The sequence below is a fragment of the Levilactobacillus yonginensis genome (genome assembly GCF_003946265.1).
Taxonomy (GTDB): domain Bacteria; phylum Bacillota; class Bacilli; order Lactobacillales; family Lactobacillaceae; genus Levilactobacillus; species Levilactobacillus yonginensis.
In genome coordinates, this window is sequence record NZ_RHNO01000012.1 from 43,681 (window position 1) to 63,525 (window position 19,845).

The 19,845-nt window shown below is 48.2% G+C and carries 20 protein-coding genes and 1 tRNA gene; 19 read left to right on the plus strand and 2 right to left on the minus strand.

What is annotated here, in order from left to right; translation table 11 throughout:
• The first annotated feature begins 1 nt into the window (after window position 1).
• The 16 genes from phoU to whiA all read left to right on the plus strand — a co-directional run bounded on the left by phoU (window position 2) and on the right by whiA (window position 16,666).
• Window positions 2-679, plus strand: coding sequence for a phosphate signaling complex protein PhoU (gene phoU / locus EKM87_RS07665; RefSeq protein ID WP_125683475.1), 678 nt, complete (start codon window positions 2-4; stop codon window positions 677-679).
• A 116-nt stretch (window positions 680-795) separates the two neighbouring features.
• Complete coding sequence (locus EKM87_RS07670; RefSeq protein WP_125683477.1) at window positions 796-1,131, plus strand: PspC domain-containing protein; 336 nt, start codon at window positions 796-798, stop codon at window positions 1,129-1,131.
• A gap of 1 nt (window position 1,132) precedes the next feature.
• Window positions 1,133-1,504, plus strand: coding sequence for a phage holin family protein (locus tag EKM87_RS07675; protein WP_125683479.1), 372 nt, complete (start codon window positions 1,133-1,135; stop codon window positions 1,502-1,504).
• A gap of 90 nt (window positions 1,505-1,594) precedes the next feature.
• The gene (hprK, locus tag EKM87_RS07680; protein ID WP_125683480.1) at window positions 1,595-2,530 is read left to right on the plus strand and encodes an HPr(Ser) kinase/phosphatase; all 936 of its coding nucleotides are present in this window, start codon (window positions 1,595-1,597) and stop codon (window positions 2,528-2,530) included.
• Window positions 2,531-2,535: 5 nt separating this feature from the next.
• The gene (gene lgt, locus EKM87_RS07685; RefSeq protein ID WP_125683482.1) at window positions 2,536-3,399 is read left to right on the plus strand and encodes a prolipoprotein diacylglyceryl transferase; all 864 of its coding nucleotides are present in this window, start codon (window positions 2,536-2,538) and stop codon (window positions 3,397-3,399) included.
• Between the two features lie 15 nt (window positions 3,400-3,414).
• Complete coding sequence (locus EKM87_RS07690) at window positions 3,415-4,428, plus strand: NAD(P)H-dependent glycerol-3-phosphate dehydrogenase (RefSeq protein WP_125683484.1); 1,014 nt, start codon at window positions 3,415-3,417, stop codon at window positions 4,426-4,428.
• Window positions 4,429-4,459: 31 nt separating this feature from the next.
• Window positions 4,460-5,365: a UTP--glucose-1-phosphate uridylyltransferase GalU gene (galU, locus tag EKM87_RS07695; protein WP_125683486.1), complete on the plus strand. Its 906-nt coding sequence runs from the start codon at window positions 4,460-4,462 to the stop codon at window positions 5,363-5,365.
• Window positions 5,366-5,430: 65 nt separating this feature from the next.
• Window positions 5,431-6,372, plus strand: coding sequence for a thioredoxin-disulfide reductase (gene trxB, locus EKM87_RS07700; protein ID WP_125683488.1), 942 nt, complete (start codon window positions 5,431-5,433; stop codon window positions 6,370-6,372).
• A gap of 129 nt (window positions 6,373-6,501) precedes the next feature.
• Window positions 6,502-7,140, plus strand: a complete 639-nt coding sequence (locus EKM87_RS07705) for an HD domain-containing protein (protein ID WP_125683491.1) — start codon at window positions 6,502-6,504, stop codon at window positions 7,138-7,140.
• A complete protein-coding gene (locus EKM87_RS07710; protein WP_125683493.1) occupies window positions 7,141-7,668 on the plus strand; it encodes an acetyltransferase in 528 nt (175 codons plus the stop codon). It abuts the gene before it with no gap.
• A gap of 164 nt (window positions 7,669-7,832) precedes the next feature.
• On the plus strand, window positions 7,833-9,839 hold the full coding sequence (gene uvrB, locus EKM87_RS07715) for an excinuclease ABC subunit UvrB (RefSeq protein ID WP_125683495.1): 2,007 nt from the start codon (window positions 7,833-7,835) through the stop codon (window positions 9,837-9,839).
• Window positions 9,840-9,859: 20 nt separating this feature from the next.
• Window positions 9,860-12,730: an excinuclease ABC subunit UvrA gene (uvrA, locus tag EKM87_RS07720; RefSeq protein WP_125683497.1), complete on the plus strand. Its 2,871-nt coding sequence runs from the start codon at window positions 9,860-9,862 to the stop codon at window positions 12,728-12,730.
• A gap of 304 nt (window positions 12,731-13,034) precedes the next feature.
• Entirely contained in the window at window positions 13,035-13,580 is a 546-nt protein-coding gene (locus EKM87_RS07725) for an HdeD family acid-resistance protein (RefSeq protein WP_125683499.1), read from the plus strand.
• Window positions 13,581-13,830: 250 nt separating this feature from the next.
• Window positions 13,831-14,715 carry an RNase adapter RapZ gene (gene rapZ, locus EKM87_RS07730; RefSeq protein ID WP_125683501.1) on the plus strand — a complete coding sequence of 295 codons (885 nt, stop codon included), beginning with the start codon at window positions 13,831-13,833 and terminating at the stop codon, window positions 14,713-14,715.
• A complete protein-coding gene (locus tag EKM87_RS07735; RefSeq protein ID WP_125683503.1) occupies window positions 14,712-15,725 on the plus strand; it encodes a gluconeogenesis factor YvcK family protein in 1,014 nt (337 codons plus the stop codon). Before rapZ ends, EKM87_RS07735 begins: the two co-directional genes overlap by 4 nt.
• A 2-nt stretch (window positions 15,726-15,727) precedes the next feature.
• Complete coding sequence (gene whiA / locus EKM87_RS07740; RefSeq protein ID WP_125683505.1) at window positions 15,728-16,666, plus strand: DNA-binding protein WhiA; 939 nt, start codon at window positions 15,728-15,730, stop codon at window positions 16,664-16,666.
• A gap of 237 nt (window positions 16,667-16,903) precedes the next feature.
• On the opposite strand, the gene clpP is transcribed toward whiA, so the two are convergent.
• Entirely contained in the window at window positions 16,904-17,500 is a 597-nt protein-coding gene (clpP, locus tag EKM87_RS07745) for an ATP-dependent Clp endopeptidase proteolytic subunit ClpP (RefSeq protein WP_048732353.1), read from the minus strand.
• Window positions 17,501-17,772: 272 nt separating this feature from the next.
• On the opposite strand from clpP, the gene EKM87_RS07750 reads away from it, so the two are divergent.
• The 3 genes from EKM87_RS07750 (at window position 17,773) to EKM87_RS07760 (ending at window position 19,109) form a co-directional block, all read left to right on the plus strand.
• Window positions 17,773-18,216, plus strand: a complete 444-nt coding sequence (locus EKM87_RS07750) for a LytTR family DNA-binding domain-containing protein (RefSeq protein ID WP_125683506.1) — start codon at window positions 17,773-17,775, stop codon at window positions 18,214-18,216.
• 7 nt (window positions 18,217-18,223) lie between these two features.
• Window positions 18,224-18,949 carry a LiaF transmembrane domain-containing protein gene (locus EKM87_RS07755; protein WP_125683508.1) on the plus strand — a complete coding sequence of 242 codons (726 nt, stop codon included), beginning with the start codon at window positions 18,224-18,226 and terminating at the stop codon, window positions 18,947-18,949.
• 88 nt (window positions 18,950-19,037) lie between these two features.
• Window positions 19,038-19,109 (plus strand) — tRNA-Arg (locus EKM87_RS07760).
• Between the two features lie 80 nt (window positions 19,110-19,189).
• On the opposite strand, the gene EKM87_RS07765 is transcribed toward EKM87_RS07760, so the two are convergent.
• Window positions 19,190-19,789 (minus strand): ECF transporter S component, encoded by a 600-nt coding sequence (locus tag EKM87_RS07765; RefSeq protein ID WP_125683510.1) that lies wholly within the window; start codon window positions 19,787-19,789, stop codon window positions 19,190-19,192.
• Window positions 19,790-19,845: the final 56 nt, after the last annotated feature.

Sequence of the window (19,845 nt, forward strand, 5' to 3'; positions counted from 1 at the left end):
TATGCGAAGATTATTTGATGATGAGTTAGCAGATTTAGACGCTGACTTTACAGAAATGGGGATGCTGGTTAGTGAGGTCATTCAGCAATCGGTAGATTCTTTTACGAATCGGGATGCCGTGGCCGCCCAGCATATTATTGATACTGATCATGAAATCAACCAACGTGAAATTGCGTTGGAAAAGAAGACGTTTGAGATGATTGCCCTGTACCAGCCAGTGACGACTGACTTGCGAGAAATCGTTACGATTTTAAAGGCCGTCTCAGAACTGGAACGAGCAGGGGACCACGCGAGAAACATTGCTCATGCGACCATTAAGTTTGGCTCCAAGCAGAAGATTCCGGTCCTGGAAGAGTTAATCGACCAAATGGGCCAGTTGGGCACGCAAATGATCAAGGATGTCCTGACGGCTTACGTGAACAAGGATGAACACGAAGCTCGTAAATTAGCAGACATTGATCGTAAGTTGGACCAATTGAATCATCAGGTTAGAGCAGATAGCTATCAACAAATGCGGCAGGACCCAGTCTTTGAAACCGGTGCTTCCATTTACCTGAACGTGGCCCAAGATTTGAGCCGCATCGGGGATTACGTGACAAACGTGTGTGAATGGATCGTCTATCTGAAATCTGGGCAAATCATTGAATTGAATCCAGCCAACCAGGATTCAACGGACTAAACGTTAACCAAAACTGAAGATTTAGATGAACGACCACTGGAAACTTGCTTTCAGTGGTCGCTTTCGTTATTCTTGCCGTAATAGGAAATCAATTTTACAAAAGGAAGTGTCCGTCGATGGCAGCAAAAAAACGTTTTGTTCGTTCCCGTACGAACCGATTAGTTGGTGGGGTATTGGGCGGAATCGCCGAATACTTTAATTGGAATGCCAACCTCTTACGGCTAATTTACGTGTTAGTTTCTCTCGCGATTCCGACCCACGGAATCTTGGGATTATTAGTGTATGTGGTCGTCATGACCTTCATGCCGCTGGATGATTCTCGACCTGTTGGGGGACCCAGCTTGCGCGACCTCTTTCGGGGGGGAACAGACGCCGCACAGGATTCTGGTCGCAAAGTGATTCATGATGTGACTGAGCAGGATATTAAGAATCAGCACAAGGATGGTGAGTAGCGTGGGCTTTTGGCGACGAATATTCTTTAATGCCCTAATATTCCTGGCTCTAGCGGGGTTCTTTCAAAGCTCCTGGGCAGGGAGCCTGCAAAACTCCTTCGTAGTATCTAGTGTGTGGGTCGCCATTCTGGCGAGTCTGGTGCTCGCGTTGTTGAATGCAGTCGTCCGGCCCATTCTATTCGTATTATCACTCCCAATCACTATTTTGACCCTCGGGTTGTTCAGCATTGTCATTAATGCGGCCATGTTGGAGCTGACCTCGGCGTTGGTAGGGAACAGCTTTGCCTTCACCTCGTTTGGGACGACCATGATCATCGCGGTGGTAATGGCGCTTTTCAATACAATTATTAGCGATCACTATGCTCGAGGATAAGTTGACTCGCAAACGAATTAATTTGGTAGGAGTCGACCCCGTAAAGTGCTAAAATTAAAGTAGTTTACTATGCAGTAAGGAGGAGCGCCCATGACAGAGAGTGTCACAGTGGCCGACCTCGTCAAGGTGAACCGGTTGGATATTTATTCCGGTGAAGATGACTTGGACCGACCAATTACCACCAGTGATATTTCACGTCCCGGTCTGGAATTGACCGGTTACTTTAATTATTACCCAGCTCGACGAGTGCAGTTACTTGGAATTACTGAAACGTCGTTTGCTAAAGGGATGAGTCACGAGAAATTGTTGGATGTCATGCGGAAAATGTGTCAACCTGAAACACCCGCATTCGTGATTTCTACGCAGTTGGATCCGCCAGAAGAGTTGAAAGAATCCGCTAAGGAAGCTGGAATTCCCATCTTAGGAACGAAGCTGACAACTTCGCGGGTCCTCAGTAACATGACTAACTTCTTAGAAGGTAAGTTGGCGGAACGTCAGTCAGTTCACGGTGTTTTAGTCGATATCTACGGTGTTGGGGTCATGATTACTGGTGACTCTGGTGTCGGGAAGAGTGAAACGGCGTTGGAACTGGTTAAACGGGGCCACCGGCTGATTGCCGACGACCGAGTTGAAGTTTACCAACAAGACGAACAGACCCTGGTAGGGGCGGCACCGGCCATTCTTAGCCATCTGTTGGAAATCCGTGGGATTGGGATCATCGATGTCATGAACCTCTTTGGTGCTGGCGCAGTGCGTTCTGAAACGGATATTGACCTGATTGTGCACCTGGAAGCCTGGCACGATGATAACCACTTTGATCGCTTAGGTAACAACAGTGAGTCACAACGGTTCTTTGACGTTGTTGTGCCTAAGATTACGATTCCAGTTAAGACTGGGCGTAACTTAGCAATCATTATTGAAGCGGCAGCCATGAACTTCCGGGCCCGTTCCATGGGATACGATGCAACAAAGGTTTTTGATGAGAACTTAAAGCGCTTAATTAAAAAGAACGGAAATAACTCATAAGGGAGATGGGCGTTATCTTTTCACCAATCGTGGCGGCGCTTAACCCCATCGCCATTCATTTAGGGCCCATTGCCGTTCACTGGTACGGGATTATCATTGCTGCGGGCGTTGTTCTCGCAGTCACGTTAGCGGTCCGTGAAGGTCGGCGGCGGGGAATTAATCCCGATGACATCTACGACATGATTTTGTGGGCGTTACCCGCAGCATTGATTGCTGCGCGGCTGTATTACGTCGTCTTTAATTGGAACTACTATGCTAAGCACGCCAGTGAAATCATTGCGATTTGGGATGGTGGAATTGCCATCTATGGGTCCCTGATTGGGGCTGGAATCGTCGTGGTTATCTTCTGTCGGTCACGGTTTATTCCAACCTGGCTGATGTTGGATGTGGCAGCGCCAACCGTAATTTTAGGCCAAGCCATTGGTCGGTGGGGGAACTTCATGAATCAAGAAGCCTATGGTCGCGTGACCAGTCTGGCGTTCTTGCAGGGGTTGCACCTACCTAACTGGATCATTGGACAAATGTTGGTCAACGGGATGTACCGCCAGCCAACGTTCCTCTATGAGTCCACTTGGAGTCTCATGGGGTTCGTTGTCCTAATGAGCTTACGTCACTATCCTGGGTTATTTCGCCAGGGTGAGGTGTTCCTTGCCTACGTGATGTGGTATTCATTTGGTCGGTTCTTCATCGAGGGTATGCGGACGGATAGTCTGTGGCTGTTCCATCTGTTACGCATCTCACAAGCCTTATCAGTTGTGTTGTTCGTGGGAGCCCTGATTATTTGGATCTACCGGCGGCGAGAAGCTAATCCACCGGTAGCCTACCTTGACGGGAATCCGTTTCGAGAAAAAACTAAACTTTCTAAATAAGGAGAATCCATTACTATGTCAGAGAAAATTGCAGTACTCGGTGCCGGTTCATGGGGGTCAATTTTAGCGAGCGTCCTGGATGAAAATGGGCATGATGTTCGGTTATGGTCGTACAACCCTAAGCAGGTTGAGGAACTGAATACGCAGCACACCAACTCACACTACATCAAGGATTACACGTTCTCACCTTCATTAGTAGCTTACTCCGACCTAGCCAGCGCTCTGGACGGGGTTGATGCCATCTTATTCGTGGTGCCAACCAAGGCTATCCGGTCCGTTGCTGGAAACGTTGCGGCAATTCTGAAGGAAAAGAATTTACAGCCCCAATTGATCCACGCTAGCAAGGGAATCGAGCAGAAGACGTACAAGCGGCTCTCACAAGTATTGGAAGAAGAAATTCCTGAAAGTAACCGCAAAGGGGTCACGGTATTGTCCGGACCTAGTCACGCTGAAGACGTTGCACGTAAGGACATTACGTTGGTCACCGCGGCTAGTGCGAACCCAGAATCAGCTAAATTTGTTCAAAAATTATTCATGACACCATACTTCCGGGTTTACACGAACTCTGACGTTATCGGTGTTGAAATCGGGGCGGCTCTGAAGAACATCATCGCTTTAGGGGCTGGTGCGTTACATGGCTTAGGCTATGGGGATAATGCTAAGGCTGCGCTGATGACTCGGGGCTTGGCCGAAATTTCTCGGTTGGGCACGTCGTTCGGGGCTGACCCAATGACTTTCATCGGGTTATCCGGTGTCGGCGATATCATCGTGACCGCAACGAGTTCTAATTCACGGAACTGGCGGGCCGGTGATGAACTAGGCCGCGGTGAAGCGTTAGATGATGTCATCAACCACATGGGTATGGTGATTGAAGGCTTAGCTACGACCAAGGCAGCTTACGAGCTATCAAAGGAACGTGGCGTTTCAATGCCTATCACTGAAGCTATTTACCAAGTTATTTATGAAGGCAAGGACATTCGGCAGGCTATTTCAGATTTGATGCAACGTGAAGGCCGTTCTGAATTTTAATTGCAGGGGATACGAGGAAGGATTTTGAACTATGAGAAAAGTTAGAAAAGCAGTGATTCCAGCGGCGGGTCTGGGGACCCGTTTCTTACCAGCCACCAAGGCATTAGCCAAGGAAATGCTACCAATCGTGGACAAGCCAACGATCCAATTTATCGTTGAAGAAGCACGTAAATCAGGAATTGAAGACATCGTCATCGTTGATGGCAAGTCAAAGCGGTCAATCGAAGATCACTTTGATTCCAATCCTGAACTGGAAGCTAATCTGGAGGCTAAGCATAAGGATGAACTTTTGCGTCAGGTTCAGGAAACTACTGGCATGAATCTTTACTTCATTCGCCAGCCTTATCCTCGTGGCTTAGGTGATGCGGTTTTAACGGCGAAGGCCTTTATTGGGGACGAACCGTTCATCGTTATGTTGGGTGATGACATGACTGACAGTAAGGTACCACTGACTAAGCAACTGATCGACCGTTACAACGAAACGGGTGCTTCCACGTTGGCCGTGATGCGGGTGCCTCACAAGGACACTGCCAAGTATGGCGTCATCAATCCTTCAGAAGAAACGGAACCAGGTTTGTACAACGTTACGAACTTCGTTGAGAAGCCACAGCCAGATGAGGCACCAAGTGATTTGGCGATCATTGGCCGGTACCTGTTCACACCAGAGATTTTTGAAGCATTGGAAAACACGCCGGTTGGTTTAGGCAACGAATTACAATTGACGGATGCCATTGACCGACTCAACCAGACACAACGAGTCTTTGCCCACGAATATAAGGGCAAACGATTTGATGTCGGTAACAAGTTCGGTTGGATTCAAACCAACATTGAATACGGTCTGCAACACCCTGAAACCAAAGATCAACTCCGGGCCTACATCAAGGAACTCGGAACGAAGTTGACCGCAGCTGATGAAAAGGCAGCCAAGTCGAAATAGGTGACAAACTTACTTTTAAATAGTAAAGTATCATTTAGGCTAAAGAGCAGAAGGGAGCGTTACACGTGAAAAACTATGATGTTATTGTCATCGGTGCGGGTCCTGGCGGTATGACTGGGGCGCTATATGCGTCACGGGCTAACTTGTCAGTCCTGATGCTCGACCGGGGAATTTACGGTGGGCAAATGAACAACACCGCTGCGATTGAAAATTATCCTGGGTTCAAGTCGGTCCTCGGACCAGACCTGGCAAAGGATATGTATGATGGGTCAACCCAGTTCGGCGCTGAATTTGCGTACGGCAGTGTTGAATCTATTGAAGACCACGGCGACCATAAGGTTGTGAAGACTGATGATGGCGATTACTCAGCCAAGGCAGTCATCGTGGCAACGGGCTCCGAGTATAAGAAACTTGGTGTCCCTGGTGAAGATGAATTTGGTGGCCGAGGCGTTTCCTACTGCGCGGTCTGCGACGGTGCGTTCTTTAAGAATCGTGAAGTCATTGTTGTTGGTGGGGGAGATTCTGCGATTGAAGAAGGAATCTACTTAGCCGGTTTGGCTTCTAAGGTGACGATTGTGGTTCGGCGTGATCAACTCCGAGCACAAAAGATCATCCAAGACCGGGCCTTTGCCAACGAAAAGATTGAATTTGTTTGGAACACGAACGTAACGGCCATTTTGGGTGACGAGATGAAGGTTACGGGCGTTGCGACTAAGAATAACCAGACCGGTGAAACCGGTGAATTAGCAGCTAGTGGGGTCTTCATTTACGTGGGGACTTTACCAATGACCGACGCCTTCAAGGGCTTAGGTATCTTGGACGAAGCTGGCTGGATCAAGACCGATGATCACATGGCAACTGCCGTTCCTGGTATCTTTGCTATTGGTGACGTTCGGCAAAAAGACCTGCGGCAGATTACCACGGCCGTTGGTGACGGTGGTATCGCTGGTCAAGAAGCCTTCAGTTATTTGGAGACTTTAAAATCAAAGGCGGCTTCCGCCCAATAACATGTTAAACTTAGCGGAGACGACCTCATCGGGGTGGTTTCCGCTTTTTTGTCGGCAGGATTTCTAAGAGCTGCTATTTAATGGCAGCTAGCGGCGATGAAAACTAAATTTTAAGGGAGCTGAGCAAACGTGGGAATGAATCAATTTTTACAGAGTTTAAGTGACTTGGAGACAATTGACCGGGCACCGGGGTACTTTAAATTTGAGCAACATTCCGTGGCTGCTCACTCATTCAAGGTTGCCGAAGTTGCACAATTCTTAGGAGACGTGGAAGAGCAGGCTGGTCACCAGGTAAACTGGCGCTTGCTGTACGAAAAGGCTCTAAATCACGATTATACTGAACGGTTTATCGGAGATATTAAGACACCCGTGAAGTACGCGACCCCCGAGTTACGCACGATGCTGGCTGATGTGGAGACTTCCCTGACTGCCAATTTTATTCATAATGAAATTCCCAAACAGTTTCAGGCGGCCTACACTCGGCGCCTGGGTGAGGGCAAGGACGACACGTTGGAAGGACAAATCCTTTCGGTTGCAGATAAAGTAGACTTGTTGTACGAGTCCTTTGGCGAGATTCAGAAGGGCAATCCAGAACCCGTCTTCACGGAAATTTATCGTGAGAGTTTGTCAACGATTCTAAAGTTCAAACAAATGCCGTGTGTGCGTTATTTCTTATCGGATGTTTTGCCTGAGATGTTGGCCGCTGACTTCAGTGACCGGCAAAAGCTGGCGCAATTAACGGACCACTTATTGGAGGATAATGATTAAATGAAACTTGCTGAAGTTTGGAATCAGAGTTTGACCGGGGCTACGGTGCGGCCATTAACGCATGCGGACGACGATATGATCTATGCGTTTCAAGCGGCTCATCCGGCCTATTTTGACCATTTTCAAGACCATCCAGTAACCCGTCAGGAGGCTATTCAGGACGTCACGGATATTCCGTTGAACGCTTTGCCAGAGCAGAAGGCCTACCTGGGAGTTTTTCAGGATGAACAGTTAGTGATCCTGGTAGATCTGATTATCGATTATCCATTGCCAAGTTTGGTGTGGTTGGGGATGTGGATGCCGGCTAAGACTTTGACGACAACGGAGGCGGCCGCATATTACCGCAGTTTGGTAGCGGTACTCCACGAGGCTGGTGCCGTTCAACTTCAGCTTAGCGTCTTCATGGGTGATCGGCAGATGAAACAATTCTGGGAAGACTTACAACTCACTGCTGTCCAGACGACCAGTGTTGTAAAAGGGGACCGAACTGCCAACATTACCATCTATCAGGATAAATTCTCTCGATAGGACGCCTGAGTGGCGAAAGTATGTTCGGTATGGTAAAATATTTGAACGTGATGGGAAGCGCTCCGTTTCCCATTTTTCTGATGAAATTAACTAGACGGCTGGGGATTAGTTGTTCGGCAACGGCGCCAGCCCATTAATAATTTGAGGTAGGGAGGTTACCATCTATGATCGACCGACAAACGGACAAAAAATTTGATCTGGTGTCAAAGTATCAGCCAACGGGGGATCAACCTGAAGCGATTCGTCAATTGACCCAAGGCATTGAGGGCGGTGAAAAGGCGCAGATTCTCTTGGGAGCTACCGGGACCGGGAAGACTTTTACGATTTCTAACGTTATCAAGAACGTTAACAAGCCTACGCTCGTGCTGTCCCATAATAAGACGTTAGCGGGCCAATTGTACGGGGAATTCAAGCAGTTTTTCCCTAACAACGCGGTTGAGTACTTTGTGAGTTACTATGATTACTACCAACCGGAAGCGTACGTGCCTTCGAGTGATACGTACATTGAAAAAGATTCATCTATCAACGATGAAATCGATAAGTTACGACACTCGGCAACGAGTTCCTTGCTGGAAAGAAATGACGTCATTGTGGTGGCCTCGGTTTCCTCTATTTTCGGGTTAGGGGACCCCACTGAATATAAGAATCACGTGGTTTCCTTGCGAGTTGGTCAGGAGATTGAGCGGGATGCACTCCTGCGTAAATTGGTGAATATTCAATTCGAACGCAACGACTACGACTTTCAGCGGGGCCGGTTCCGGGTTCACGGTGATGTGGTCGAAATCTTCCCGGCGTCACGGAATGACCGAGCGCTACGGGTTGAATTCTTTGGCGATGAGATTGATCGCATTCGTGAGGTTGATTCACTGACTGGCGAAATCGTGGGCGACCGTGAACACGTTGCTATTTTCCCGGCAACCCACTTTATGACCAACGATGACATCATGGCCCAGGCTACGAACGGTATCGAGGGTGAACTGAAGGACCGGGTCACTGAACTTGAAGGTGACGGTAAGTTGCTTGAAGCACAACGCCTGAAGCAACGGACTACGTACGATGTTGAAATGATGCGGGAAATGGGCTACACGAGTGGGATTGAGAACTATTCTCGCTGGATGGATGGCCGCAAACCTGGTGAACCACCATATACCTTACTGGACTTCTTCCCGAAAGACTTTTTGTTGGTCGTTGATGAATCTCACGTGACGATGCCACAAGTCCGGGGGATGTACAATGGTGACCGCGCTCGGAAACAACAGTTGGTGGACTACGGTTTTCGATTGCCGAGTGCTTTGGACAACCGGCCACTGAAGTTAAACGAAGTGGAACAACACATTAATCAGGTCGTTTACATGTCGGCCACACCGGGACCTTACGAGCATGAGCAAACGGACCACGTCGTTCAACAGATCATTCGACCGACCGGGTTACTGGATCCAACCATCGAAGTTCGCCCAATTATGGGGCAAATGGATGACTTAGTTGGTGAAATCAATGCGCGCGTTGAAAAGAACGAGCGAACTTTCGTCACGACCCTGACCAAAAAGATGTCTGAAGATTTGACGGATTATTTAAAGGATTTAGGCATCAAGGTGGCCTACTTGCACTCCGACATTAAGACGTTGGAGCGGACTGAAATTATGCGTGACCTGCGTTTGGGTAAGTACGATGTTTTGGTCGGAATTAATCTGTTGCGGGAAGGAATCGATATCCCCGAAGTTTCCTTGGTAGCGATTTTGGATGCGGATAAGGAAGGTTTCTTACGGAACGAACGGTCACTGATTCAAACGATTGGTCGGGCGGCTCGGAACTCCCATGGGGCAGTCATTATGTACGCGGACTCCACCACGGAATCTATGCAGGCAGCCATTGATGAGACGGCTCGCCGGCGGAAGGTTCAGATTGCTTATAACAAGGAACACGGCATTACGCCAACGACAATTATCAAACCAATTCGTGATTTGATTGCGGTCACTAAGAAGAACGATAATGGTGATGAGAAGGATGACTTCGTTGCCAGTGACTTTGAGGATATGACCAAGGAAGACCAAGAGAAATTGATTGCCCGGTTGGAAGACGAAATGCGTGCGGCTGCTAAGAAGCTCGACTTTGAGCAGGCCGCTTCGTTACGGGATACAGTTATGGATATGAAGACCGAAATTGGTGATTAGGTCGGTGAGGAGACAAGCAATTGGCAAATGATAAAATTGTGATTCACGGGGCACGGGCCCATAATTTAAAGGACATCGACGTCACGATTCCGAAAAACAAGTTGGTCGTCATCAGTGGGTTGTCAGGTTCTGGGAAGAGTTCCCTCGCCTTTGACACCCTCTACGCTGAAGGTCAACGTCGTTACGTGGAAAGCTTGTCGTCATACGCACGGCAGTTTTTGGGACAAATGGATAAGCCAGATGTTGACTCCATCGATGGGTTAAGTCCGGCTATCTCTATTGACCAAAAAACCACGTCTAAGAATCCTCGGTCCACCGTGGGGACGGTCACTGAAATCAACGATTACTTACGTCTGCTCTGGGCCCGGGTAGGAACGCCTATCTGTCCGAATGACGGTACGGAGATCACGAGTCAAAGTGTTGAACAAATGGTTGACCAGATTCTGGACCTGCCGGAACGGACTAAACTTCAGATTCTTTCGCCCATTGTGCGGGGGAAGAAGGGGCAGCACAAAAAGATCTTTGAAAAGATTCAGCGTGAGGGCTTTGTCCGGGTTCGGGTCGATGGTGAGACCATGGACTTAGATGACGTGCCTGAATTAAACAAGAATCAAAATCATGATATTTCAATTGTGATTGATCGCATCGTGGTTAAGTCTGGTATTCGGTCCCGGTTATTTGATTCTTTTGAAGCAGCCCTGCGGTTAAGCGGTGGATATGCGGTGGCCGATTTGATCGATGGAGACCCCATGATTTTTTCTGAACACTACGCTTGTCCAGTCTGTGGGTTCACAGTGGGTGAATTGGAACCGCGGCTGTTCTCTTTCAACGCGCCATTTGGCGCTTGCCCAGACTGTGATGGTTTAGGGGTCAAGTTGGAAGTCGATTTGGATTTAGTTGTTCCAGATCGGACTAAGACGTTGCGCGAAGGAGCTTTGGAGCCTTGGAATCCGATTAGTTCACAGTACTATCCTGCTTTATTGGAACAGGCTTGTGATGCCTTTGATGTTGACATGGATACGCCATTTAAGGATTTGTCCAAGACGGACCAAGCGATGGTTTTATACGGTTCTCAGGGCAAGGAGTTCCACTTCCACTATGAAAATGATTTCGGTGGCGTGCGCGACATTGACGTGGCCTTTGAAGGGGTTATTCCCAACGTTAACCGGCGTTACCATGAAACAAACAGTGAATTTACCCGGGACGTTATGCGTAAATACATGACGGAGCTAACCTGCCAGACTTGTCACGGTTACCGGTTAAATCGCCAAGCCTTGAGTGTTAAGATCAATCATCAACACATTGGTGAGGTTTCCAACTTGCCTGTGGATAAGGAGCTCTCGTTCTTCAAGGACCTTTCCTTTGGTGAACAAAACCAGGTGATCGCGCAACCTATTTTAAAGGAAATTCGGGACCGGTTGACGTTCTTACGGAACGTGGGCCTGGACTACCTGACACTGAGTCGCTCTGCCCGGACATTATCTGGTGGGGAAGCACAGCGGATTCGGTTAGCTACGCAGATTGGGTCCAATCTTTCTGGTGTGTTGTACATCCTGGATGAACCATCCATCGGATTACATCAACGTGATAACGACCGGTTGATTGCCTCGTTGAAGCAAATGCGGGACCTTGGTAACACCCTGATTGTGGTTGAACATGATGAGGACACGATGCGGGCTGCAGACTATATTGTTGATATCGGTCCCGGTGCTGGTGAGAACGGGGGCCACGTGATGGCTGCTGGTACGCCGAAACAGGTGATGCGGTCACGCAAATCCTTAACGGGTCAGTACTTGGCGGGTAAGCAGTATATCCCAGTTCCCTTGGAACGCCGTGAAGGTAATGGCAAAGAGATTCGGATAACTGGCGCCGCCGAGAACAACTTGAAGGACGTTACAGTAGATTTTCCTCTAGGTGAATTTGTGGTCGTGACGGGGGTTTCTGGTTCAGGTAAGTCAACGTTAGTGAATACAATTTTGAAGCGGGCGTTGGCGCAAAAACTGAATAATAATTCAGAGAAGCCTGGGAAGTACCAGAGTATCGCGGGTGTGAAGAACATTGAACGGCTAGTCGATATCGACCAGAGTCCAATTGGCCGGACCCCTCGCAGTAATCCAGCCACCTACACAGGTGTGTTTGATGATGTGCGGACCCTCTTTGCCCAGACCAATGATGCTAAGCTGCGTGGTTATCAGAAGGGACGTTTCAGTTTTAACACCAAGGGGGGCCGTTGTGAGGCCTGTCACGGTGATGGTATCTTGAAGATTGAAATGAACTTCTTGCCAGACGTTTACGTTCCTTGTGAGGTCTGCCATGGCACACGCTACAATTCCGAAACCCTGGAAGTCGAATACAAGGGGAAGAATATTTCAGACGTTCTGAACATGACGGTCAGTGAAGCTTTGAAGTTCTTTGAAGCGATTCCTAAGATCACGCGGAAGCTGCAGACGATTCAGGACGTTGGTTTAGGTTACGTAAAGTTGGGCCAACCAGCCACGACGCTATCTGGTGGTGAGGCGCAACGGATGAAGTTGGCTTCCGAACTGCACAAGCAACAGAATGGGAAGAACTTCTACATTCTTGATGAACCGACTACCGGGTTGCACACTGACGACATCAAGCGGTTGTTGGTCGTTCTCCACCGGTTGGTAGATAAGGGCAACACTGTTCTGGTGATTGAGCACAATCTGGATGTCATCAAGACGGCCGACCATTTGATTGACTTGGGTCCTGAAGGTGGGGAAGCCGGCGGTAACGTCGTTGCTACCGGAACACCTGAAGAACTCGCTGAAGTAACGGACAGTTATACTGGGAAGTACCTAAAGCCCGTCTTAGAACGGGACAAGGCCCGGACGTTGGCTGATCAAAAACCAGTTAAAGCTAAAAAGTAATGAAAGACTGGTCGGTGGAACCGTTCACGGCTAGCTATTAAATGGGTGAAGGGCCTGGGACAAAAGTCTCAGGTCCTTTCTTATCGCCAAGTTTACCCTGTTGAAGCGGGTACCAGCCGGCGGTTAGGTCTGCTTAACCTTGAGCATCAATACTCACGGGTCAATTGCCATCCTTAGTGTTAAGAATGTTTAATGTAAGGTATAGGGGTGATTTTTTTGCCCCACAACTTGTGAGAAACGGCGAAAACCAGTACAATGGTTGAAACCAGTCGTCAAATGACTGAATTTGTGAGGAGATGCAAATATGTTTGATATGAATCGGTCCCGTTGGGGATTTGACTGGAGCGAGTTTATTCTCGGCATTTTATTTTTAGTTGCCGCCTTTGGCTTCTTTCGCTCACCAAAAATTGGTCTTACCGGATTAGCTATTATCTTTGCCTTCATGGCGTTGCTGAGTGGGTTGACCACAATTGCTGGGTACAAGAAACTACGTGAGGTAACTGGGATGCGAGCAAACTTTGCGTTAGCATTCGGTATCTTAGACATCTTAATTGCAGTTGTGTTCTTCTTTGATATGGACAGCGCCATCGTTTCATTGGGCTACCTATTTGCCCTGTGGTTTATCTTTGATTCCGTTGAACGGTTAGTCGTGGCTAGTCACTTGCGTCGCTTTGGTGGCGGCTTCTACTGGCTGTCCATCGTTTTGGACGTTGTGACGTTAGTTGTGGGAATCATGTTGTTTGTCCACCCAGTAGTTGCAGCCCTTTCCCTGAACGTCTTATTAGCCTTCTTCTTCGTGATTTTCGGTGTGAACGCTATCTGGATTGCGTTTGCTCGTAGTCGGTCTTAGACCTGCTAATATTGTCAATTAAAGCTAGTGTGAGATCATTCGTTGTGGTGATCCGCACTGGCTTTTTTGGTGGTGTCATTATGGATTGTCGACCAAGGGGGATGACTGGATTTAGGGTACGCAGATTTTAAAGAATGTTCGGTATTTTTCGACTTTTTCCGGGTTAATTTGTAGGAATCATTAGGAAAAGACACACCCGGTGTGTTATACTGCTAAAAGATTGTTTCAATTTAGGAGCAGGAGGAGAGCCATGACTGAAGAAATCCATTTGGTAATCATTACCGGGATGAGTGGGGCCGGTAAGACGGTCGCCATGCAAAGTTTTGAAGATTTAGGCTATTTTTGTATTGATAACATGCCCCCTTCGTTGCTGCCAAAATTCTGGGACTTAGTTCGAGAGTCCGGTAAGTTATCGAAGATTGCTTTAGTGATTGATTTACGTTCACGGGCTTTTTACGATGAAATCGTGCGCATGCTGAATGATGTTGCGGTGCACGGGACTATGAACGCCCAGGTATTATTTTTGGATGCTTCGGACGAGGAATTGGTTTCTCGGTACAAAGAGACGCGGCGCTCTCATCCGTTAGCGCGGAATGGTCGTGTGATGGAGGGGATTCAGCGGGAACGTAAATTGCTGGAGCCCATTCGTCAGGCGGCCCAGTTGGTCATTGATACGACCAAGCTGAGTCCCCGTAAGCTTCGTGAAGAAATTTTCCATAATTATGAAACCGAAACGACCCAGGCTTTTCACATTGAGATGATGTCGTTTGGCTTTAAATACGGGTTGCCAATTGATGCTGATATTGTCATGGATGTTCGGTTTTTACCGAATCCGTACTACTTGCCCGAGCTGCGAGAACAAACGGGATTGGACAAACCAGTGTATGATTATGTGATGAGTCAGCCACAGACTGAAGAGTTTTATCAACAATTTTTAGGTCTGTTGACAACAATTGTCCCGGGCTACAAAAAAGAAGGAAAATCTAGTCTTACCATTGCTATTGGGTGTACGGGTGGCCAGCACCGGTCCGTTGCAATTACGGAACGAATCGGCAAGGCCTTAGGGGATGCCTACCCCGTTCACGTGACCCATCGCGATATTGAGAAGCGAAAGGAGTCCGCTAATCGATCATGAGAGAGGTAATGAACAGCCGCCGACCAAAAATTGTGGTCATTGGTGGAGGAACGGGACTGCCCGTCATTCTGCGTAATTTACGCGATCAGGACGTGGATATCACGGCAGTAGTCACCGTTGCTGATGATGGGGGATCGTCCGGTATCATTCGACATTACGTCAACGTAGTGCCGCCTGGAGATATTCGAAACGTGATGGTGGCGCTAGCTGAGGTCCCTTCAATTTATAAGGAATTGTTCCAATACCGCTTCGAAACGACCGACGATTTCTTTGCAGGGCACGCGATCGGTAACTTAATCATTGCGGCTTTGTCCGAAATGCGCGGTGGAATTTTCGATGCCGTTCAGGAGCTGTCTAAGCTGATGCGAGTCAACGGCCACATTTACCCGGCCGCCAATGAACCATTGGAGTTACATGCCCAGTTTGATGATGGGAGCACGCTCAGTGGGGAATCGGAAATCACGGCCGCACACAAATTAATCAAGCGGGTGTGGGTTGAAACGAGTGACCATCACCAGCAACCTCACGCGGTTCAACCAGTGATCGATGCGATTATGAACGCTGACCAAATTGTGCTGGGACCTGGTAGCTTATTTACCAGTATCCTGCCCAATTTAATGATCGATAGTGTTGGTCAAGCCGTTAAGGAGAGCTCTGCTGAAGTTGTTTACATCTGCAATATCATGACGCAGAAGGGTGAAACGGAAAACTTCACGGATGCCGATCACGTTCGGGTTTTGAACAAACATTTAAACACAAACTTTATTGATACTGTATTGGTCAATACGCGTAAAGTGCCTGACCAGTACATTGATTACCAGCGCTGGGACGAAATGTCTCAACCGGTCCGACATGATTTTCAGGGACTCCGTGATCAGGGGTGCCGGGTCATTTCGACCGACTTTTTACAACTACGCGATAATGGGGCGTTCCACAACGGGCAAGAGGTCGTTCACGAACTCTTGAATCTGATTGGGCAGCCACGTTATCGAATGAAACGGAGGCCTTAACGGTGTCGTATGCCAGTGAAGTCAAAAAAGAATTAACCACCCTCGAGGTTCATCGGGAGAACGCAAAGGCCGAGCTGGTCGCGTTGATTCGGATGAACGGGGCGCTAGGTCTTGCTAATCACCGCTTTGTCTTGAACGTGCAGACAGAAAATCCAGCGATTGCGCGTCGGATGTACCAATTGCTCAAACAGTTTTACGACTTGGAGAGTGAACTGTTAGTTCGTCGAAAGATGAAATTAAAGAAGAATAATCTGTACATTGTTCGGGTTAAAACTGGCGTGACGGAGGTTTTATCTGATTTAGGAATTTTCGACGGGATGCAGCTCTTAGAGTCAGTTCCAAAGGAAATTTTTGATGATGATATGCGGGTTCGGTCCTATCTCCGTGGGGCCTTTCTGGCCGGTGGGTCCGTGAACAATCCCGAAACCAGTCGGTATCATTTGGAGATTTACTCTTTGTATGAGGAGCATAACCAGATGATTGCTGAGATGATGAACCGTTATAACTTAAATGCACGGACAATTGTCCGCCGTAGTGGGTACATCACTTACCTGAAGGGTGCCGAGAAAATTGCGGACTTTCTTTCACTGATCGGTGCGACGACGGCAATGCTCCGCTTTGAAGATGTTCGGATCATGCGGGACATGCGGAATTCCGTCAATCGCTTGGTAAACTGCGAGAATGCTAACCTGGATAAGGTGGCCAACGCGTCGACCCGTCAAATCGATAACATCCAGTTTATCGAGGCAACCGTGGGGTTAGGACAACTGCCCACTAAACTACGGGAAGTGGCAGAGACCCGGCTAGCACATACGGAAGTCAGCTTGAAAGAGTTAGGCGACCTGGTACCCGGTGGGCCAATCTCAAAGTCTGGGATCAATCATCGTTTACGTAAGATCAATGACTATGCAAAACAGTTAAGGGAAGAGGCTTCGGCCTAAATAAAAGCGTCACTGACATTTCGGCAAGGAAGCCTGCTGAAATGGCGGTGACGCTTTTATTCTGGGGCCAGACTGGTTCCGAGAAGTAGTTAATTAATGAAAACGCTACCATTATATAGACAACTAATTGGTGGGCCAATCGTCATGGCCGCCGGGCTGACGATTTTCAGTTGGGGATGTTATCGTGGAAGCACAAAAAAACACCACTGGCCGTTAGCCAATGGTGTTTTGAAGAAATTACTTCTTTTGTTCACTACTGTTAGTCATGATGTGGTCGATCAAACCATAATCGACGGCTTCTTGAGCACTCAAGTAGTTATCCCGTTCAGTATCTTGATTCAGACGCTCAACTGGTTGACCAGAATTATCAGCCAAGATTTGGTTGATTAATTGACGAGTCTTCAAGATTTCACGAGCAGCAATTTCAATTTCAGTCTGTTGCCCTTGGGCACCACCGGATGGTTGGTGAATCATCACTTGGGCGTGAGGCAATGCAAACCGCTTGCCCTTAGTCCCGGATGAAGCCAAAACACTGGCCATGGAAGCTGCCATCCCCAACGTAATCGTTTGAACGTCGGATTGGATGAAGTTCATGGTATCGTAAATGGCTAAGCCGGAAGAAACCACACCACCAGGTGAGTTGATGTAAAGTGAAATGTCCTTGGTGGAGTCTTGGGCGTCCAAGAAGAGCAACTGTGCAATGATGGCGTTGGCCATGTCATCTTCGATGGGACCTGATAACATGATGATCCGGTCCTTTAATAGTCGTGAATAGATATCATAAGCCCGTTCGCCACGGGATGATTGTTCAATAACTGTTGGTACTAAATTCATGACAAGATAGCCTCCCTTTTTGCTTTTAAATGGCTAGCAGTTTGCTAACATGGTGCTAGTTTACCGCTAAGGTCAGGGTAGGTCAAACAATTAGACTCTGTTAATTCCCCTAACCTTTTGACTAAAACTATCATAACAGAGTTTACTTAAACGTCACGTATTCTGTCACATCTTTTGACCACTTACGTCAACTGACCGACCACTCGCGCTACAACCATTTTCTTTCCGGAAGAGGTGTGGTTTACTAGGATTAACGAAAAGGGGGTGGAGACTTGAAGGTCCACGTTGAAATTGATGGCGAACTGACTGAACCAGAAGTGGTGATCAAAGCACCGACGGCAGCAACAGCTGACCAATTGCAAGCAGCCCTAACGGCGGTTCAGGCGCCATTGACCATCACTCTGAGTCAGCGGGGAAGCCATTACCAAGTGAATCTGGCGGAGGTGCTATTCTTCGAAGTGGCTGATCATCAGGTGACTGTGCATACGGCTTCAGAGATGTACAGTACGCGTCGACCATTGACTGAATTGGCCAGCGATTTGCCGGCTAACTTCCAACGGGTCTCCAAGTCTGCCATCCTCAACCGTGACCAAGTTTTATCGCTCACCAAATCAGTGACGGGTAACCTGGTTCACTTTCAAAAATCACACAAGCAGCTCTACGTCTCACGGCGATTCTATAAGGCCCTGCAGATAGCATTAGAGCGAAAGGGGTAGGTTAATTATGCATCGAAATTGGTTCTGGGGTGTCTTCCTAGTTTTGGCGGCCGGTATTTTGGTCACCAGTCAGCTGGGCATTCTGACGTATCACATTGGATTTTGGACGCTATTAGTTGCCATGTTTTTAGTGGCAGCATTAGTGGAAAGTTTGATTCACTTTGCCGTGTCGGGGACGGTGTTTTCGTTGGCCTTTCTGGCAATTATTTTTGCCAAGCCATTGGGGATCACTGCGCTAGCACCTTGGACGATTTTAGGGGCCGCACTGTTATTGACGGCTGGTTTGTCTATGATTATCAAGCCACGGTGGCGTTGGCGGCGACAAGTTCGATTTGCTGAGAAGTCTTGGCATCATGGTGATAATCATCATTGGCAGGAGGAAGACATTGCTAGCTTGACGGAAGATGATGCCGTGGTGAATGTGAATATGAGTAGTAGTATTCGCTACCTGCAGTCAACGAACTTTCAGCGGGCAGCCATTCGCGTCAACATGGGGAATGCCAAGGTTTATCTGGACAACGTCGCACTGAGTGAGGACGGGGCGACCATCCTCGTAGACGCCTCGTTTGGTGGAATTGAACTTTACTTGCCACGGACTTGGAACATTGAGACGGATGTCGATACGAACTTTGGTGCCGTCGGTGAGAAAGGGGTTCAAGAAACGGGGGACGGTCCGGTGGTACGGATTCAAGGAAGTGTTTCGTTTGGTAGTGTTTCATTAATTTACGTTTAAGCTCAGCAGAAAATATTTACCCGACCCCTTGAATTTATATTCAGCATCAGGTATAGTAATTAGGTGCTCAAAAAGCCGATGCTGTTTTGCGCCCGTAGTGTAATGGATCGCACGTAAGATTCCGGTTCTTGAAATGGGGGTTCGATTCCCTCCGGGCGCATCAGTTGCCGCAACGTTGCCTAACGTTGCGGTTTTTTTGTCCAAAAAAACGTGGTGGAGAAATTCCCACCACGTTGCGTATTAAACATTCAGTTGATCCCAGCGCTTGCGCAACGTGCCCGCAATTAACGGCGCGACGAGCACATCAAGGATGAATTCAGGAACGGCATTGGTGACTAAGGAAATCATTAGGACGTATCCTAAAGTTTGATTGCCTTTTGCGCCGAAGGCTGAGGCAACTTCGGGCGTTTGATAGAATAAGTAAACTAGTCCTAGAACCAGGAGACTGTTGACCAGAGCAGCACAGCCAGCGCCTAGTTGCATGGCGTGACGATCGGACCACTGATGGTGCCGCGCCCACAGAAAGAGTCCACCAGCGGCCAAACCCATTAGGAAACGGGGAAGTACCGAGATCAATGGATTCGTAAAGATTAAGGGCGCAACGGGACTTGAAGGCCAGGTGAAAGCCCGAATGAATGTAAGGAGTCCCCAGAATAGGCCAATGGCCATGCCATCCTTAGGGCCTAGTGCGGTCCCGGCTACAATGACCGTTAGGCCGATCAGGGTCATGCTAAAGGGTCCTAACGGAATATAGCCCAGGAAGGGTAAAATATTTTGGAGCAAAACAATCGCCATCAGTAGGGCGTCCACTACCAAGCGAAAGGTCTTATGTCGCGTCATCTGTTGAAACCTCCACGAAAAGTTAATGCCGTTATTATAGCATGTTTTTCGCGACA

What these genes read in the sequence shown, in the direction of transcription:
- phoU (WP_125683475.1), top strand. Translation starts at nt 2, where the DNA reads ATGCGAAGATTATTTGATGATGAGTTAGCAGATTTAGACGCTGACTTT.
- EKM87_RS07670 (WP_125683477.1), top strand. Translation starts at nt 796, where the DNA reads ATGGCAGCAAAAAAACGTTTTGTTCGTTCCCGTACGAACCGATTAGTT.
- hprK (WP_125683480.1), top strand. Translation starts at nt 1,595, where the DNA reads ATGACAGAGAGTGTCACAGTGGCCGACCTCGTCAAGGTGAACCGGTTG.
- lgt (WP_125683482.1), top strand. Translation starts at nt 2,536, where the DNA reads ATGGGCGTTATCTTTTCACCAATCGTGGCGGCGCTTAACCCCATCGCC.
- EKM87_RS07690 (WP_125683484.1), top strand. Translation starts at nt 3,415, where the DNA reads ATGTCAGAGAAAATTGCAGTACTCGGTGCCGGTTCATGGGGGTCAATT.
- galU (WP_125683486.1), top strand. Translation starts at nt 4,460, where the DNA reads ATGAGAAAAGTTAGAAAAGCAGTGATTCCAGCGGCGGGTCTGGGGACC.
- EKM87_RS07710 (WP_125683493.1), top strand. Translation starts at nt 7,141, where the DNA reads ATGAAACTTGCTGAAGTTTGGAATCAGAGTTTGACCGGGGCTACGGTG.
- uvrB (WP_125683495.1), top strand. Translation starts at nt 7,833, where the DNA reads ATGATCGACCGACAAACGGACAAAAAATTTGATCTGGTGTCAAAGTAT.
- EKM87_RS07725 (WP_125683499.1), top strand. Translation starts at nt 13,035, where the DNA reads ATGTTTGATATGAATCGGTCCCGTTGGGGATTTGACTGGAGCGAGTTT.
- rapZ (WP_125683501.1), top strand. Translation starts at nt 13,831, where the DNA reads ATGACTGAAGAAATCCATTTGGTAATCATTACCGGGATGAGTGGGGCC.
- EKM87_RS07735 (WP_125683503.1), top strand. Translation starts at nt 14,712, where the DNA reads ATGAGAGAGGTAATGAACAGCCGCCGACCAAAAATTGTGGTCATTGGT.
- clpP (WP_048732353.1), bottom strand. Translation starts at nt 17,500, where the DNA reads ATGAATTTAGTACCAACAGTTATTGAACAATCATCCCGTGGCGAACGG.
- EKM87_RS07755 (WP_125683508.1), top strand. Translation starts at nt 18,224, where the DNA reads ATGCATCGAAATTGGTTCTGGGGTGTCTTCCTAGTTTTGGCGGCCGGT.
- EKM87_RS07765 (WP_125683510.1), bottom strand. Translation starts at nt 19,789, where the DNA reads ATGACGCGACATAAGACCTTTCGCTTGGTAGTGGACGCCCTACTGATG.